This window comes from Fibrobacter sp. UWB3, assembly GCF_002210405.1.
GTDB lineage: Bacteria > Fibrobacterota > Fibrobacteria > Fibrobacterales > Fibrobacteraceae > Fibrobacter.
In genome coordinates this window covers 306,937-323,346 of record NZ_MWQJ01000002.1, presented here as the reverse complement: position 1 = coordinate 323,346, position 16,410 = coordinate 306,937, and the positions used below count along the sequence as shown (strand labels likewise).

General features: G+C 47.9%; 13 protein-coding genes and 1 tRNA gene. 11 read left to right on the top strand and 3 right to left on the bottom strand.

Annotation, left to right across the window (positions count from 1 at the left end; genetic code table 11):
• Positions 1-157 precede the first annotated feature (157 nt).
• Positions 158-1,450, top strand: a complete 1,293-nt coding sequence (locus tag B7991_RS03940; RefSeq protein WP_088629687.1) for a PAS domain-containing protein — start codon at positions 158-160, stop codon at positions 1,448-1,450.
• Positions 1,451-1,793: 343 nt separating this feature from the next.
• On the opposite strand, the gene B7991_RS03935 is transcribed toward B7991_RS03940, so the two are convergent.
• Both B7991_RS03935 and B7991_RS03930 read right to left on the bottom strand, forming a co-directional pair.
• A complete protein-coding gene (locus B7991_RS03935) occupies positions 1,794-4,322 on the bottom strand; it encodes a glycosyl transferase (RefSeq protein WP_088629686.1) in 2,529 nt (842 codons plus the stop codon).
• A gap of 227 nt (positions 4,323-4,549) precedes the next feature.
• On the bottom strand, positions 4,550-5,146 hold the full coding sequence (locus B7991_RS03930; RefSeq protein ID WP_088629685.1) for a PadR family transcriptional regulator: 597 nt from the start codon (positions 5,144-5,146) through the stop codon (positions 4,550-4,552).
• 164 nt (positions 5,147-5,310) lie between these two features.
• Between B7991_RS03930 and B7991_RS03925 the strand changes: the two genes are divergently transcribed.
• The 5 genes from B7991_RS03925 to B7991_RS03905 all read left to right on the top strand — a co-directional run bounded on the left by B7991_RS03925 (position 5,311) and on the right by B7991_RS03905 (position 10,916).
• Positions 5,311-7,887: a response regulator gene (locus B7991_RS03925; protein WP_176421751.1), complete on the top strand. Its 2,577-nt coding sequence runs from the start codon at positions 5,311-5,313 to the stop codon at positions 7,885-7,887.
• Positions 7,888-7,938: 51 nt separating this feature from the next.
• On the top strand, positions 7,939-8,616 hold the full coding sequence (locus B7991_RS03920) for a hypothetical protein (protein WP_088629683.1): 678 nt from the start codon (positions 7,939-7,941) through the stop codon (positions 8,614-8,616).
• Between the two features lie 6 nt (positions 8,617-8,622).
• Positions 8,623-10,317: a M3 family oligoendopeptidase gene (locus tag B7991_RS03915; RefSeq protein ID WP_088629682.1), complete on the top strand. Its 1,695-nt coding sequence runs from the start codon at positions 8,623-8,625 to the stop codon at positions 10,315-10,317.
• 176 nt (positions 10,318-10,493) lie between these two features.
• Positions 10,494-10,578: transfer RNA gene (locus B7991_RS03910), tRNA-Ser, on the top strand.
• Between the two features lie 23 nt (positions 10,579-10,601).
• Positions 10,602-10,916 carry a hypothetical protein gene (locus B7991_RS03905; RefSeq protein WP_088629681.1) on the top strand — a complete coding sequence of 105 codons (315 nt, stop codon included), beginning with the start codon at positions 10,602-10,604 and terminating at the stop codon, positions 10,914-10,916.
• A gap of 250 nt (positions 10,917-11,166) precedes the next feature.
• Here the strand turns inward: B7991_RS03905 and B7991_RS03900 are convergent, their stop codons facing one another.
• Entirely contained in the window at positions 11,167-12,324 is a 1,158-nt protein-coding gene (locus B7991_RS03900; protein ID WP_088629680.1) for an RICIN domain-containing protein, read from the bottom strand.
• 143 nt (positions 12,325-12,467) lie between these two features.
• Between B7991_RS03900 and B7991_RS03895 the strand changes: the two genes are divergently transcribed.
• The 5 genes from B7991_RS03895 (at position 12,468) to B7991_RS03875 (ending at position 16,376) form a co-directional block, all read left to right on the top strand.
• Positions 12,468-12,851, top strand: a complete 384-nt coding sequence (locus B7991_RS03895) for a DUF4398 domain-containing protein (protein WP_088629679.1) — start codon at positions 12,468-12,470, stop codon at positions 12,849-12,851.
• Positions 12,852-12,863: 12 nt separating this feature from the next.
• Complete coding sequence (locus tag B7991_RS03890; RefSeq protein WP_235002977.1) at positions 12,864-13,745, top strand: OmpA family protein; 882 nt, start codon at positions 12,864-12,866, stop codon at positions 13,743-13,745.
• 176 nt (positions 13,746-13,921) lie between these two features.
• Positions 13,922-14,920, top strand: a complete 999-nt coding sequence (locus B7991_RS03885) for a class II fructose-bisphosphate aldolase (protein WP_088629678.1) — start codon at positions 13,922-13,924, stop codon at positions 14,918-14,920.
• 353 nt (positions 14,921-15,273) lie between these two features.
• The gene (locus tag B7991_RS03880; RefSeq protein ID WP_088629677.1) at positions 15,274-16,089 is read left to right on the top strand and encodes a hypothetical protein; all 816 of its coding nucleotides are present in this window, start codon (positions 15,274-15,276) and stop codon (positions 16,087-16,089) included.
• A gap of 50 nt (positions 16,090-16,139) precedes the next feature.
• Complete coding sequence (locus tag B7991_RS03875) at positions 16,140-16,376, top strand: zinc ribbon domain-containing protein (protein WP_235002978.1); 237 nt, start codon at positions 16,140-16,142, stop codon at positions 16,374-16,376.
• The last annotated feature ends 34 nt before the right edge of the window (positions 16,377-16,410 follow it).

The following is a 16,410-nucleotide window of genomic DNA, read 5'->3' as shown; positions in this document are numbered from 1 at the left end:
CAGACGAGAGACGAAAGCGTGTACAGATGTCATGCCGCACTCTGTTGCGGCATCGCCATTTCAACACAGACTTTTAAATTGCAAGCCTGCCATCGTGGCAGGCTTTTTTCTTTGCTCTATTGTCCCACCCCTGTAAAATTGATTATCTTATAAACGTATGATGAACTCGATTGACTGGTCTGTGGGTTGGTGCTATGTCTGCACCGTACTCTTGCTATTATTAATTGTCACCATTTTGCTGTTGCTCGACTACTGGAAAAGGCAAAAGCTTTATACGCTTTTCGCGGGCAACCTCGGTGAGTTCATCGTCGTACTTTCCGACAAGTTTGAATTTATCAGTTCTCTGCCGCAGTTCATGTCGGACCCGCTCTTTGACAACTTGAGCAAGGACCGCTTGTTCCGAGACATTCTTCCACCAAAGGACTGGGCTCGCCTTAAGCTTTACTTCGATGACATTGACAAGCACCCTGAAATGCCGTTTATGTTCTCGTACAAGCGCGATGATGGTACTACGCTCTGGTTTGAAATGCGATGCCAGCACCAGCGTCTTTCGATGGACGAATCTCGTTATATCTGCTTGATTAAGAATATTTCGAACACCGTCGAAAACCAGCACCGCCTAGACGAAGCCGAAACAAAGCTCAAGTCCTTGCTCCGCAATACCGGCGATTTCCTGTGGAAATTCGATTTCGAAAGCCGACAGCTCTTTTTGCTCACACCGATGATGGACGATGACTACCGCGACGTTCCTCGCTCTGGCGGCGTTGTCGATATCGAATCGCTCATGCCAGAAGACGATTTCAAGTTGCTTGAACGCGTGATGAACGAATGCATGATGAAGGCCGGTGGCGAAGCCGCTTATGATGACAAAGGGCACTTGCTCGATGAACAAAGCCAGCTCAACCGCCTCGCCAATGAAAACGCCCGCTTCGGCACGCTCAAGATTCGTTGCTGGAACAGTGAAAAGAACCTCGTGTGGTACGACTTCCGTGGCCACCTCGCCCCCGATGATGAAGACCGCATTGTGATGATGGGGTCTGCCCGCCGTGTTGAAACATCCCCAGAAATTCCGTTCCTCATGAAAAGCGGCGTCGAGGAATCTTTGATAAATTCACTTTTCAACTTCCCAAACATCGGTATTTTCTGGGTCGACCGCAACTTCACCATTCTCGGCTGCAACAACGCGTTCGCCACAGATTCTGGCTTTGCCAAAACGGACGAAGTCGTCAATCAATCTTTGAAAGACGTCATCTCCGTCAAGTACCTTCCCTATTACGATTCCATGATCAGGGACGTATTCGATAACGGCTCGCCCAAAAGCTGGAAGGGTAAATTTGATGATAGCAATCTAATTTGTACCATCAACGTGGTTCCCATGCTTAAATCGCTTCTCAAATCCGGTTATACCGTAAGTCGTGTACTTTGCGTTTATATGCGAATTTCAGGATAAAACGCCTTTAAGTATAAATTCAAAATTCCATTGCGAACACAACGGGAATTTTTGTATAAAAAACACCAGCCTCGTAAGAGACTGGCGCTTTTGAAATGTTCAAGATTCTCCGAGAAGGAGGAGCCCGCTCGATGGCGGGCATGACATCCTCATTCAAGAAATACAGAGAGCAAAAAAAGTCTGCCTCGTTTGAAGCAGACCTAACATTTCGAATTTGGATTAGAACGAATCTTCTCATTCAAGAAACACAGAGAGCCTAGCGAGAGCAGGAAAGATCGCCCGTAGCGTAGTTTCCTACGTGAGGGCGAGATTGACGAACTATCGCGACGGCTATATGTGTTTCTTAACCCAAAGTGACTTCGACCTTGTGCACACCCTTCGTAAAGATCGGAGCGACGTTGGAATCGATTTCCTGACCGTCAACAACCATCTTTGCAACGCCCTTGCAGACGTGATCCGGGTTCTTCACCGTGATCTGGTAAGTAGCACCGCGGAACTTACGGGTAGCTTCGAAGCCAGCCCATGCGCTCGGGATGCAAGGATCGACAACGAGACCGTTGAAGCTTGCGCGGATACCGAGGATGAACTGCGTTGCTGCCTGGTAAGTCCAAGTAGAAGTACCGGAGAGCCATGCGTTACGGCCCATACCGAACTGCTTGTGTTCGTCACCGAGGATGTTCTGCGGATAGCAGTACGGTTCAGATTCGAACACGTCGAGGATGCCATTCTTGGAAGCCGGGTTGATCTGGTTATAATACTGGAATGCGTTGTCGCCACGGCCGAGGATCGTTTCGGCAATCATCACCCACGGGTTCGTGTGGAGGAAGATACCGCCGTTTTCCTTTGCTCCAGGAGGATAGGTGGAGATGCCACCGACAGCCGGTTCAAAGCCACGGTAACCCGGAGTAGAGCTCTTCACACCGTACTTGGTGTTGAGAAGCTTGTTCAAGCTGTCCATGCCCTGCACTGCGCGGTCGCCGAAAGCGATGCCAGCGATGACCGGCCAGGACTGGCCGTTGCAGTAAATCTTGCCGTACTTGGCAGAGGAAACACCGTAGCCGTTGCCGTCCTTGTCGAACCAACGAGTCCACCACTTGCCGTCCCAAGCGCTGTCGTTGAATGCCTTCTTGACATCTTCGTACCAGCCCTTGTACATTTCAACGGCTTCCTTGTCGCCGAGAGCTTCTTCAATGCCCATCATTTCGAGCAATGCCTTAGCGTACAAAGCAGTGTTGAACGTAGATTCTGCACCGAGCGGGAGGTTCATGCAGTCGTTCCAGTCGGCAAAGCCGAGGAGCGGGAGGTTGTGCTGACCGAGGTGTTCGCGAGTGAACTTGAGAGCGCGCTTCAAGTGTTCGAGAACAGTGCCCTTCGGACGTTCAGCATGCTTCTTGCCTGCAACGTAGAACGGAATTTCTTCGTTGAGGAGGTCCATCTTGCCGGTTTCCTTGAGGTAGGTAGCGACAGTGAGGACGATCCAGAGGTGGTCATCGCCGTACCAGTCAGCGTATGCCGGATTGCCGTTAGCGTCGAGAACGCCAGCCTTTTCGCGGGAGTCACCGGCGTTAGCTTCGTTACCCGTGTCTTCAGCAAGGGCGAGCGGAGCGTACTGGTGCATAGCGTTACCTTCCGGACGCTGCACGGAGATGAGGTTCTTGGTGAGAACGAGAGCTTCTTCAGGCATGTGGCTCATGACGCCCATGAGGTCCTGAGTAGAGTCACGGTAACCGATACCGCGGCTGGTGCCGTAGCCCAACTGATAGAGGGACAAGTAGCGGCTCCAGTTCTTGGTGGTGTGGCACTGACGCGGGTTGTGCACATTCACCATCGTGTTAAAAGATGCATCCGGGGTCTTGACCTGGATCGTGGAGAGGTAGTTTTCCCAGAACTTTGCGAGTTCTTCGAAAGCCTTGTCCACGTTCTTGAGATCGCGGTACTTCTTGATAGCCTTGGCTGCAACCTTGAGGCTCTGTTCCTGACCGAGCTGGGTGCAGGTACGGAAAGTCTTCTTGGCAGCGATCTTGCCAGCGTGGATCATGAGAGCGGCAATGTTGTCGCCACGGTCGCATTCGCTGTTAGCAAGTTCCTTGTTCTGGAGGCTGAGCGGATTTGCCCAGGAACCCATTTCGTTCTGGCCGAGGAATACGCGGCGGTCACCATCGAAGGAACCAACCTTGCAGTCAGCAGTAACGTAGTTCACGGCGTAGTCACGCTTCATGTAAGCGTACTGTTCCAAAACAACGTGGCCGTCCTTTTCCCAGTGGCCCTTGAGGGTCATGGTCTGCGGAACCCAGTCGGCGTTCGTGAGCTGCTTTTCAGCTTCGAAGTGGCTGAATTCATAAACCGGGATGATGTCCACTTCCTTAGAACCACCGGCGATGTTCGTCACCTGGATGTCCTGGAGGAGAGTGTTGGAGCCCGTCGGGACAAAAATCGTCACCTGAACGCGGAGGCCGTAAACTTCGGCAATCCAGCGCATGTAGGAAAGACCCACGTGGCATTCCCACTTGTCGAGCTTGACGAGAGTCGGAACGTAGAACGGGGAGAAAATCTTGTAGCTCTTGCCATCCTTGATACGGATGTAGATAGTGCTGGCCTTGAAGTCAGAGCACGGCATCTGTGCAATGTACTTGGTGATACGGTTGAGAGCCGGGTCGCCTTTGCAAACGAGAGTGCCGCCGGTCGTATCGACGATACCGCCGAAGTTGAGTGTACCGACGTAGTTGCACCACTTGATCGGGGTTGCCGGGGTGGTGAGCACGTATTCTTTTGCAGCGTCATCAAAGTAGCCATACTTCGGGGCAGCGACCTTAGCGGTCTTCTTTGCCGGGGCCTTCTTTGCAGCGCTCTTCTTCACTGTTTTTGTAGCCATTGTATCTCCGTTAGAGAGGGGGGTTAGTTAAAATCGTAAGTAGGAATTTGGAATCCAAAATTGCGAATCAGGGATTCGAAGTTCTGGATTCGGAAATATCCTTTAAACTTTTGCGGGGTAAATATAGTTTTTTATTTCGTCATTCTGAGCGAAGCGAAGAATCCAGTCAAAGAATGCACTGGATCCTTCCACCTACGGTGTCAGGATGACGAGTTTTCGTCTAAACTCTACTCATCAAACTTTTCGAAATCGCGGTTACCGAAATTGATATAGAAGTATCCACCGAGTTTCTTGCTACGGACCGGGTCGCGCAAAATGCCGATGGCAGCACGCACGTACTTGAGTTCCACAAGAATGTGGTCACGGCTCATGCAGTTGAGGAACGGTCCTTCGGGGTAAAGCGTCGGGCGCGGTTCTTCGGCAATCATCTTTTCAAGATTTTCGATTTCCTGAACCAGTCTACGTTCATGCACTTCGAGCGTACGGATAACTTCCTTGTTGTCGGCACCGTAGAGGAAAGCAAAACCAAGCGTACGCGGATCGTCATTGAAACCAGTCAAATGCTTCAGGACCTCTTTGCGGAGAACGTCCTTACCCTTGTCCGTGATGTTGAACACCATGCGTTCCGGGCGGTTTCCGTCGCGTTCGGAATGACCGACAATGCATTCATTCTTTTCGAGCGTTATCAGTCTATTATAAACGGTCGAAGTGCTAATCTTAGCCCAGCGGTCAAGTTCACGGTCACGAATCTCCGTGATGATATCGTACCCACTGCGTTCGTGTTCCAAAATAAGGCCGAGCAATACTAGATCGTAACGATTCATTTATATTCCTTGATTTTGCTACTATTCCAAGTTGGAATAATTGACTTAACAGAAAACTACATTATTTTTGCAAAAAAAATTAACCATCCCAAAAAAATCCGAAAAAAAATGATTTACATCGAGATTTAGTTATATTTCTAATGAAAAAAAGGCTGGGGAGCAACGTGCAAACTTTTCAAAAATCGCAAAAAAAGAATAATCGCTTAAAGCACTCCGTTATAAGGTTTGCTCCTCTTATCGTCGTCATTTACTTAGTCATTGCAGCATTTACGACATTCCAGGACGAAGACCGAACGGCAGTTGCGGCACGAAACAAGGACTATATTAAAGATATCACCTTGGCCATGGCCGATAAAATCGACGACATTTTATCCAACTCCCTCAAATCAATCGAAGCACTCGCAAAGCTCAGTTCAGATGTCATCGAAAACGGCCAGATGAACAGCGTTTTTCTAGCCGAACTCGAAAAGATGGTGCAATTCGACCATGTGCAATTCATCGATACGAACGGAATAGCTCAGATGTCATCGGGCGAAAAAATGGAATCTGCAAACAAGCCTTACTACATCGAGGGGATGAACGGCAACAGCGGTATTTCTGTCGTAATGCCCACAAACACATCAATGGCCTACATTCTTTTTTACGCCCCCGTATTTAACCACGATAAAATCATCGGCATCCTCACCACCTCGTTTGACGAAAATACAATCAAGAGACTTCTCGATTACAAGGTTTACGGCGCACACGCATCAGCAGGCATCGTAAACGTCGAAGGCAAAAGTTTCATCGCTCTAGAAACCATGAAAATCCATCAAACTTCGATTCAAGGTCTCCCCCGCGACAACTTCAAAAGTTTTCTCTACACATCAAAATTTGACGAAGAAAACCGCAACAACATCATCCGCGCTTACGCAACACGCACCCAATCACATTACAAATACCAAGGTTCATCCGATGAAATTCACGGTTACATAGCTCCGCTGCGCGCAGTCCCTTTAAGCGTTTATTCAAACTTTCCTATCGAGGCCGCCCAAAGTCTTTATTCCATGGGCATCCAAGCCGGCCGCACTTTGCAGTTTTTGCTCATTTGCATATTCGGTAGCTACATAGCCTACCTCATGATCGTGCAAATTATTATCAGGCGCAAGGAAGCACGCCAAAAGCGCCTCGAAAGCTACATCGCCAAAGCAGAAAACGCCATCGCAAGAGCAATGATCTTTGTCGATGCCGAGAAAGGAACCTTCGAAGACCTGTCCTTCATGCCAATGCCATTCCCCAAAACAGGGAATCTCGAAAACCTAAAAGAAGGCTTCATCCGCTACAATGACGATATGCAAAACGGAGAGGAGTTTAGAAACTTCTTCGAAGTCGTCATCAAAGAACGCAAGGTTCTCAACCGCATACCAAGTGTCGTATTCTGCAGTACCCAGCCTGATGGATCCAAAGAATATATCACAATGGTCTATATCCCTGTAGAAGTTAAGAGCAATCTTGTTCACAAAGGAATTATTTTATTTAGAAATATCACTACAGAGAAATCAAAAGAAATCGAAGCGAACAAAAAGCTTTCTCAAGCCCTAGCCGCAGCACGTGATGCAAGTAATGCCAAGACGACATTCCTGTTCAACATGTCCCATGACATCCGAACCCCAATGAATGCAGTCATGGGCTTTACCGCAATGGCCAAAAAGCACATCACAGATACAGAAACCACCAAGAAATATCTGGACAAGATCGATATTGCCGGCAAGCAGCTTTTGTCATTGGTAAATCAGGTTCTCGAAATGTCTCGAATAGAATCTGGAAAGATTCTTCTAAACGAACAGAAATGCGACCTTGAAAGCATCATCAAAGCAATATCAACCACATACGGAACACATGCAGAGTCCAAGGGAATCCTGTTCTCGGCGACAATTTCAAATGTTATCCATAAGTTTGTTCTAGTTGACGCAGACCGCCTCAACCAAATTGCAGCAAATATTATCGGCAACGCCATTAAGTACACAAAAGAAAACGGAACAATCACATGTTCATTCAGCGAACAGGAATGCGACCGCGAAGGCTACGGGCTTTACACGCTTACCGTAGAAGATTCAGGTATCGGAATGAGCCAAGACTTTTTGGAGCACATCTACGACGAGTTTACTCGCGAAAGGTCTAGCACAGTCAGCCGAATCCAGGGAACAGGCCTAGGCATGACGATTGTAAAAAAGCTCACCGATCTCATGGGAGGCACAATCCATATTGAATCCCAAATCGGACAAGGGACAAAGATTTCCGTAGTCTTACCAATCAAGTGGTGCGATGACCTTCATCCTGAAAACTCCGAGCAGAAAACGGTTACGACCATCCCTCTTAACGGAATGAAGGTTCTGCTTGTCGAAGATAACGAAATGAACCGCGAAATTGCAGAAGAAATTTTGACCGAGAACGGCCTTGTCGTCGATACGGCAAATGATGGAGACATCGCCGTCGATAAAGTGCGCAAAGCACCAGCAGGCACTTATGAGCTCATCTTGATGGATGTGCAGATGCCTCATATGAACGGTTACGAAGCCACTAAGGAAATCCGCAAGTTAAGCGACCCAGGCAAGTCAAACATTCCAATTATCGCCATGACCGCAAACGCCTTCGAAGAAGACAAGAAAAATGCACTTGCAGCAGGGATGAACAGCCATCTGGCAAAGCCTATCGATGTTCAAAAGCTCATACAAACGCTTAGTGACTTTAAACAGAACTGACAAAGAAACAAATATTTTATTATAATAAGGACATGAAGAAAAGGAGATAATATGAAAACCAAATTCTCACACCTTACTCTATCATTCGTTATCGCAGGTGTTCTCGCACTTGTCGCAACGACCTTCACCGGCTGCTCGCTCTTCAAGAAGATTCAGGCAGCTAAAGTCCTCATCCAGACAAAAATGGAATACAAGGACCTCACCTTCGATAACGTCGATGTTTACGAGGACGTTATGGAACTCGTGAATAACGGAATGGACGGTTTCTTGCCGAACCCGAAGGCCGTTATGCTGGTCAAGGACTTGTCTCAGAACATCATCAACAAGAGCCTCGGTAATGCAAACTTTGACGTTTACCTGAACGCCAACAACACAACCAAGGATACCTTGTGGATCAACAAGCTCCAGATCGAAATCAAGTTCGATACGCTTGTGACTGTTCCGCTGACACTCAAAGACACCGTCAGACTTGCTCCGGGTGACAACGACTTGCACTTCAATGCAGCGTTCCCTCTGGACGCCAATGTCTTTAAGATCAACGAAATCACATACTACGGCATTGCCGGCTTTATCGATGTATCCCTCACCGAAGGTGGCGAACCGGTCACTCAGGACTTCGAAATCAAGAGAGACGTAAAGCCTGAAGACGTCGAAAAGCTCCAGAACCTCGTCCGCGACAGATTGTTCGATCTCCTCGTGAACAAATGGCTCGGAAAAATTATTAAATAATAGCACATGAAAAAACGCAACTTTGTTCCGGAGAATTTGAATCCGGATGATGAAAAAGAAATCTCTAAACTATATCGCGCTCTCTTGCAGCGCGATATTCCTGTAAACGTTGAAACCCTCCGTCAATGGGTAATGGACTGGAGCGAACTGGAATCAGTACTCGGTGAAGTTAGCTCTAGACGTTACGTAGCCATGACCTGCGATACCAGCGACGAAAAGGCAGCCAAGGCTTATTCAGATTTTGTCGAAAATATTCAGCCGCTCATGATTGAATACGATGACAAGCTGAACAGGAAGCTCATGGCGCACCCGTCCAAGGACGCACTCAAAGGCGAATTTGGCGAATGGCTCAAGGGCGTGCAAGTTTCTCTAGACTTGTTCTCCCCCGACAACATTCCTCTTGAAACCGAAGAGAACAAGGCTATTCAGGCCTACCAGAAAATCACTGGTGGCATGAGCGTCGAATTCGACGGCGAAGTCAAGACCATGCAGCAGCTCGCTGCCTACATGGAAAAGACTGACAGAGATCTCCGCGAACGCGCCTGGCGAGCCATGTGGGAACGCCGCCTCCAGGACAAAGAAGCGTTAGACAATTCTTACGATAAGTTGTTCGAAATTCGCAAGCAGATTGCCAAGAATGCTAACTGCAAGGATTTCATCGACTACATCTTCCTTGCAAAGCACCGTTTCGACTACACTCCGGCAGACTGTGAAGCTTTCCACGAAAGCATCGAGAAATTCGTACTGCCGTTGCAGAAAGAAATGTACAAGCGCCGCGCCAAAAAGATGGGACTTGATCGTTTGCGCCCGTGGGACTTGGATGTCGATCCGCTGAGCAGACCGCCTCTCAAGCCGTACCAGAGCGGCGACGAGCTGATTGAAAAAGTCGATTCCATTTTTGAAAGCATCCATTCGCAAGCCGGCAAGTGGGCTCGTGAAATGCAGGCAAAAAAGCTTATCGATCCGGATTCCAGACTGGGCAAAGCTCCGGGTGGATACCAGATTGGTTTTGACGAAAGCCGCCTTCCCTTCATTTTCATGAACTCCGCCAATACGGACCGCGACATTTATACGCTGTTGCATGAATCAGGCCATTCGTTCCATCAGTTTGCACTTGCAAACCAGCCGATTTTTGCTTACCGCGATGTTCCTGCTGAATTTGCCGAAGTCGCAAGCATGAGTATGGAACTCATCGGCATGTCGAACTTGAAGCCGTTCTACGGTGACGACCACGAAGCGATTGTCCGCAGCACCGAAGGCGAACTCGCCGACGTGATTTGGTTGTTCCCGTGGGTGGCAAGCATCGACAGCTTCCAGCATCGTCTGTACAACTTCCCGACGCACACCGCCGAAGACCGCAGCGATATCTGGAGCGAAATCATGGACCGTTACGATGCAGGCGTGGATTACAGCGGACTTGAAGCCGTTCGCCGTAACCTGTGGCAAAAGCAGCTCCATCTCTTCGAATGCCCGTTCTACTATATCGAATACGGCATCGCACAGATTGGCGCTTTGCAGGTCTGGGCAAACTTCAAGAAGGACCCGCAAAAGGCAATCGACGACTTGTTCAAGGCCGAAAGCCTGGGCAGCAGCCGTCCGATTCCAGAACTCTTCGCTACGGCCAACATCAAGTTCGATTTCACGCCCAAGACGTTAGAACCCTTGATGCAAGTTGTGTGGGATGAGCTTGGTAAATTATGAATTCGGAATTAGGATGGATGAATTGATTCTCTAGCATGCCCGCCTCCGCGCGGGCTTTATTTTTCCCCTAAAATCTAAAAAATTTCACTTTTTTTGATTTTTTAGCCCAATACCCTTGACAAACGAAAAAATAAAAGTTATTATTGGCGCACCTCCCCAGTGGAGGTCATCCTAACGGAGGGATGGCCGAGTGGTTGAAGGCGCACGCTTGGAAAGCGTGTTTACCTTACGGTAACGAGGGTTCGAATCCCTCTCCCTCTTCTAAAAATTTTTCGAGGTACCTAATGGCTGAATCTCAAAGAGTTTATCTTGATGATATCTATGCTAGTGAAGAATGTCAGGGTTCGGTTTTCCGCGCTGTTGTCATGATGGCTCACGAAGCCCGCTTCATTAACAATCAGGCCAAACAGGGTTACATTCAGCTCACTCAGAAGCCGACAACTATTGCTATGAACCGTTTCAAGGAACATAAGCTTACGATGGTTGAAAAGGGCGTTAATGACGTGACTGAAGATGCAGTAAAGGCATCCGTTGCAGAAGTTGCTCCGACTGCAGAAGCTGTTGCAGAAGCAAGCGAAGCCGCAACTGACGCATTCTAATCTTCGAAAAATAAGATTTCAAAAAGAGACCGCTTTCGAGCGGTCTTTTTTTTGTCGTCATAATGATTCATCACCGTCATACTGAGTGGCGAATAGTCGCGAAGTATCCAAAGCTGAACAAAGTCATGCCCGGCACGGACCGGGCATCTCCCATTTATTAACGAGAAGGAAATTCCCGCTTTCGCGGGAATGACAAAAAAAACTACTCCGGAGAGTCGGAATTTTTAGATTACAGGCATCACCCTTTCAATTAATTTCTTTTCAAGATTCTCGACGTTACACCGCGACGAATTTGGCCGGCAGCACGCCCTAAAGCGTCAAACAATCGCTCCGGCACAGAAACATCCGAAATCTTATTAGGAATTCTTCGCTTGGCAATAGACACCGGCCCATCCTTTGAAGAGGTGTCCTGCCCAGCTTCTACAATCTGCCAAGTGAAATCGGGCTGCGGTTCCGAGCTTACAGATAAAACCAACTTATTCTGAACCACATTTTTTCCAACAGCCTGCAAATAAAGTCCGCTTTTGAAATTTTTGAGGAAAAAGACATTCGGCATGTTTGCTCTAGGCGCACCAGCTTTTTCAAACACGTAACGCTGGTGAGCACCGCCGTTGTAACCGTAAGTCGAAGCGACAACGCCCGCCGCCGTCGATTCGTTCGGGATATCGACCACGCGGTTCCCGAGCTGGATGCGGTAAGTAACAGGATTCTCGCCTACCGAATAAATTTTCACGAAAGTAGCCGAATCAGTGCAGCTCATCAATTCAAGAGCATTAGATGACGTAATCCCCATGCAAGTTTTTTCATCGAGGAGAGACACGACCCTCCCCTGCATGTAGAACGCTTCCTTGAAGATGTCTTGATACATGGCGTTCACGATTTTTACGTGATTGATCAAATCCTGTTCGGAATGGACTTCGCTCTTGTAATTGATGCCATATGGCCAGAAATGCTGGCTATCGCCCTTGAGTACGGCATCCGGACCATCAATTTCCTTGATAAGCGCTTGGGCTTTTTCGCCCAGGAACACGCCATCCTTAAACATAGCCTTGTATTCCGAGGTCGTACCCATGCCCATGGTATGCGCCATTTCGTGCATGGCAGTGCCCACATACATATAATTGCGATCCTTACCAAAACGTAAGTCGCCATTGCTGCTCGCTTCAGCTGTAGGAACGCCCGTGCTGTAGTAAACTTCGATATGCTTTGAAAGGTCTGAATATTTATTGTACAGGAATACCGCCGAATCCATCGCCGCCGTAATATGTTCGTAGGCGTCCAGTTCGTCCTGGGTAGGGTTCGCTGATTTATTCAAATGGTATTCAACGTTGCCGGCAAAAACGCTAGACAACGGAAGCAGGAAGGAGAAAATTCCTATAAAACTTGATTTTTTTACAAAAAGATTCATAAAAAACCTTCCTATACACACTTTCAATCTACACAAATACCTATATATATGCAAGTAAAAAAAGTTTTCGTGAGAATGAAAGAACTTTTTAACAAACCAAAATGTAATTTTAACGCGGAATATCAATCATAGGAGAAGCCCCAATGAAGGCTAAAATATTCGCATGTTGTTCTGCCCTTGCTCTCGTAGCCCTCACCGGCTGTTCGAGCAGCCAAAATGCTGTCAACCGTTCTCTTGGCCAGGCCGAAGCGACCCGCACGCTCGCCAGCGACACAGAACTTGACAAAAACATCACATCAAGCGCAAACTCCAAGCTTGAAAATGCCAAAGCTCTCAAGAAAGATGGCAAAGAAGAAGAAGCACAGGCTCTTGCAGAACAGAGTGAACTCGAAATGCGACTCGCTATAGCCAAGTCCGAAAACGAAATGGCCAAAAACGAAGACAAGAAACTCGAAGAAGCCCTCCGCGCAGATGAAGAACGCAAGGAACTGTATCAGAGCGTTCTCAACAAGGAAACTAAGAAGTAAGGAGCCGCAAAGATGAAGAAGATTTTGACACTCGGCACACTCGCCCTCGCTGCCACCATGAGCTTTGCTGAAGAAGCTCCCTCCGTCACTCCAGTGGACCAGTGCCGCCTTGCCCTCGACAACGCCAAGGCATCGCTCCCGGCAAACGCCTACTCCGCAAAGCTTACACTCGCCGAAGGTTACGGCACGTTGAGCGCCCTCGAAACAATCTATGCAGACGATGACGATTCCAAGCTCATTCCGACCGTCTTGGAAAACTGCAACAAGTATGCAGAAATCGCCAAGCTCCAGGGTGAAACGCAGGCCGTCCGCAACCACATTGCTGAAAACTGGGAAAGGCGCGCTGCCACGAACCGCACCATCGAAGCCATCCAGGAACAGATTGGCAACGCCCGTAGCGGTAAGGTCTTGGACCTCGAAGCCGAAAAGCAGGCCATTAAGGCCCAGAAGGACAAGCTCGAAGCCAGCAAGCAAGAAGCTATGGACAAGCTGAACGCCCTCCAGTCCCAGATGATCCAGGTGACAAAGGACGCTCGCGGCATCATCCTCTCGATGTCTGACATTTTGTTTGAAATCGGCCAGGCCTCCTTGAAGACCGACCTCAAGACAAGCCTTGCAAAGATTGCCGGTATCCTCTCCGTTTACCAGCAGTTCGACGTCTCTATCGAAGGCAACACCGACAACGTCGGTTCCGAAGAATTCAACTTGAAGCTTTCTCAGCAGCGCGCCGAGAACGTGATGAACTTCCTCGTGGAACAGGGCATTGCCGAAAACCGCCTCTCCGCCAAGGGGCTTGGCATGTCGATGCCGATTGCCGACAACGCCACCAAGGAAGGTCGTCAGAAGAACCGCCGCGTGGACCTCGTCATCACCGACAGAACGCAGAAGAAGTAATTCGGAATTATTTTGGAGTCATCCCGGCCTTAGTGCCGGGGTCTCTTTTTATACAGGAAAAATCATCAACTTTTTGATAGAAAAGCCTTTTAATCGAGCCTATTTTTTCTAAATTAAGGCACGTAACTTTTAAACCGGCGGCGCAAGTCGCCAATCAAAAACAAGAGGTAAAACAAATGGCAGTTTCTTACAAGGAACTCGGCTTGGTTAACACCAAGGAAATGTTTGCTAAGGCAGTTAAGGGTGGCTATGCTATCCCGGCTTTCAACTTCAACACCATGGAACAGATGCAGGCCATCGTGCAGGCCGCCGTTGAAACCAAGTCTCCGGTGATCATGCAGGTCTCTAAGGGTGCTCGTAACTACGCTAACGGCACCATCCTCCGCTACATGGCTCAGGGTGCTGTTGAATACGCCAAGGAACTCGGCTGCGCAAATCCGCAGATCGTGCTCCACCTCGACCACGGTGACTCTTTCGAACTCTGCAAGGACTGCATCGACAACGGTTTCTCTTCCGTGATGATCGACGGTTCTGCTCTTCCGTACGAAGAAAACATCGCCCTCACCAAGAAGGTTGTTGAATACGCTCACGCTCACGACGTTACCGTCGAAGCTGAACTCGGTGTTCTCGCCGGTGTTGAAGACGAAGTTGCTTCTGAAGTTTCTCACTACACGAAGCCGGAAGAAGTGATCGACTTCGCTACCCGTACGGGCTGCGACTCCCTCGCTATCTCCATCGGTACTTCTCACGGTGCATACAAGTTCAAGCCGGAACAGTGCACTCGTAACGCTCAGGGCAAGCTCGTTCCGCCTCCTCTGGCATTCGACGTGCTCCACGCCATCGAACAGAAGCTCCCGGGCTTCCCGATCGTTCTCCACGGTTCTTCTTCTGTCCCGCAGGACGAAGTTGATACGATCAACGCTCACGGCGGTAAGCTCCCGGATGCAGTTGGTATTCCGGAAGAACAGCTCCGCGAAGCTTCTCGCTCTGCAGTCTGCAAGATCAACATCGACTCTGACAGCCGTCTCGCTATGACTGCCGCTATCCGTAAGTATTTCGACGAACATCCGGAACACTTCGACCCGCGCCAGTACCTCAAGCCGGCTCGTGAAAACATGAAGAAGATGTACATGCACAAGATCGTGGATGTGCTCGGCTCCAACGACAAGCTCTAATGAGATGCGGCTCGGCCGCATTGCGTAAAAGCTTTACAAAACCGCTAGGCAATCCGCCTGGCGGTTTTAATTTTTTGATGAAACAAGAATTACAATTATTCCAATAACAGATACGGATGCCGCAGCAATCCCAACCTTCGTTATTGTTGAAGCGGCTTCTGATTTCGCATTTTCTTCAGCAACACATTCTTCGTATTGCGTCTTTTCCGCAGAAATAGCAGAACAATTTGTCGAAGCGCACCCAAGCAAGTTACAACAAAGAATTGCAGACAAAAAAGTAAACACAAACGATTTGACCATGGAATGTAATATAAAAACTTTTGTTATATTAAAAGCAAATTAAAAAGGATTTTATGTTTATGCTCGGAAAGTGCAATCTTTTATTTTTTATTTCAGCTGTTCTTTTAACTTTGGGTTCCGTCGCTTCGGCAAACAAATGCACGGAAGCTTTTTTCAATGCGCAAGCACATTCAATTTTTAATCAAGAAAGCAATTTGCGCTTAGACTCTATTTATTACAGCCAATCACCAGCTGGATGGAATGGAAAAAAATATTTTTATAACGAATCGCAAATTGAAAAGGTTGTGGTTGACTTTGTAAACAACGTGATGCCACCCGCTTATTGGTTCTTTTATAGAGATACAAATGAAACCGTTATAAATCAAAAGGACTTTTACGAATATATTGACTCCACTTACAGAAAACAGGATACTTTGTTCCACTATTTAAAAGCATACTATAAAACGGAATACGCATATACATGGATCATTAAGATAACGACAGATTATTACAGTGAAAAAAGGATTTACGAAGATGAGACAGATTTATTAGAATCATTTTTTAAGCAGGACACGATAATAGAAATAAACCATTCCAACTACAATACAGATTCATCTTCAGTAGAAAAAACATTTTACATCGCAGACATTAATGATGACAACAAATGCTATGGATACGATGAACAGCTAAATCTTCTATACACATTTACATACAGCACCACTGAGAACGGGTTTTCTTTAAAACAAAAAAACGGCGACAATTACATCGAATTATTCGTTATCAATGAAGATAAAAATATTACTTCCCTCCGTAAAACGGTAAAGCCCGTCAAAATCGCCCCCAAAGCCCGTTACTTCGACCTTCTGGGACGATTCAAGTTCACAAAATAATACTGGATCCTTCACGGCTACCGCCGTTCAGGATGACACATCGGTCTATTATGATTTGTCCTCATTGCGGCGCCGAACTGAAACAAGGCGCAACCTTCTGCCCCCACTGCGGGAGCGACAAGAACACCGGCTGGAAAGAGGGCGCTGAATACAGCGACCTTGACCTCCCCGACTACGATGAAATCGTCGAGAATGAATTCGGCGAAAAGAAGAAAAAAGCAAGCCCGCTTGCCATTGCAGCCGCCATCATTGTCGCACTTGCATTTATCGCGACTATGATTTTCTGATAAAACAAGATGGAGATGCCCGCATCCTTCGGCT

Bases quoted from the DNA above. Each gene is read 5' to 3' on its own strand.
- B7991_RS03905 (WP_088629681.1), top strand. From the start codon at position 10,602: ATGGCTGAATCTCAAAGAGTTTATCTTGATGATATCTATGCTAGTGAA.
- B7991_RS03935 (WP_088629686.1), bottom strand. From the start codon at position 4,322: ATGGCTACAAAAACAGTGAAGAAGAGCGCTGCAAAGAAGGCCCCGGCA.
- B7991_RS03930 (WP_088629685.1), bottom strand. From the start codon at position 5,146: ATGAATCGTTACGATCTAGTATTGCTCGGCCTTATTTTGGAACACGAA.
- B7991_RS03885 (WP_088629678.1), top strand. From the start codon at position 13,922: ATGGCAGTTTCTTACAAGGAACTCGGCTTGGTTAACACCAAGGAAATG.
- B7991_RS03940 (WP_088629687.1), top strand. From the start codon at position 158: ATGATGAACTCGATTGACTGGTCTGTGGGTTGGTGCTATGTCTGCACC.
- B7991_RS03890 (WP_235002977.1), top strand. From the start codon at position 12,864: ATGAAGAAGATTTTGACACTCGGCACACTCGCCCTCGCTGCCACCATG.
- B7991_RS03920 (WP_088629683.1), top strand. From the start codon at position 7,939: ATGAAAACCAAATTCTCACACCTTACTCTATCATTCGTTATCGCAGGT.
- B7991_RS03915 (WP_088629682.1), top strand. From the start codon at position 8,623: ATGAAAAAACGCAACTTTGTTCCGGAGAATTTGAATCCGGATGATGAA.
- B7991_RS03900 (WP_088629680.1), bottom strand. From the start codon at position 12,324: ATGAATCTTTTTGTAAAAAAATCAAGTTTTATAGGAATTTTCTCCTTC.
- B7991_RS03875 (WP_235002978.1), top strand. From the start codon at position 16,140: ATGATTTGTCCTCATTGCGGCGCCGAACTGAAACAAGGCGCAACCTTC.
- B7991_RS03880 (WP_088629677.1), top strand. From the start codon at position 15,274: ATGTTTATGCTCGGAAAGTGCAATCTTTTATTTTTTATTTCAGCTGTT.
- B7991_RS03895 (WP_088629679.1), top strand. From the start codon at position 12,468: ATGAAGGCTAAAATATTCGCATGTTGTTCTGCCCTTGCTCTCGTAGCC.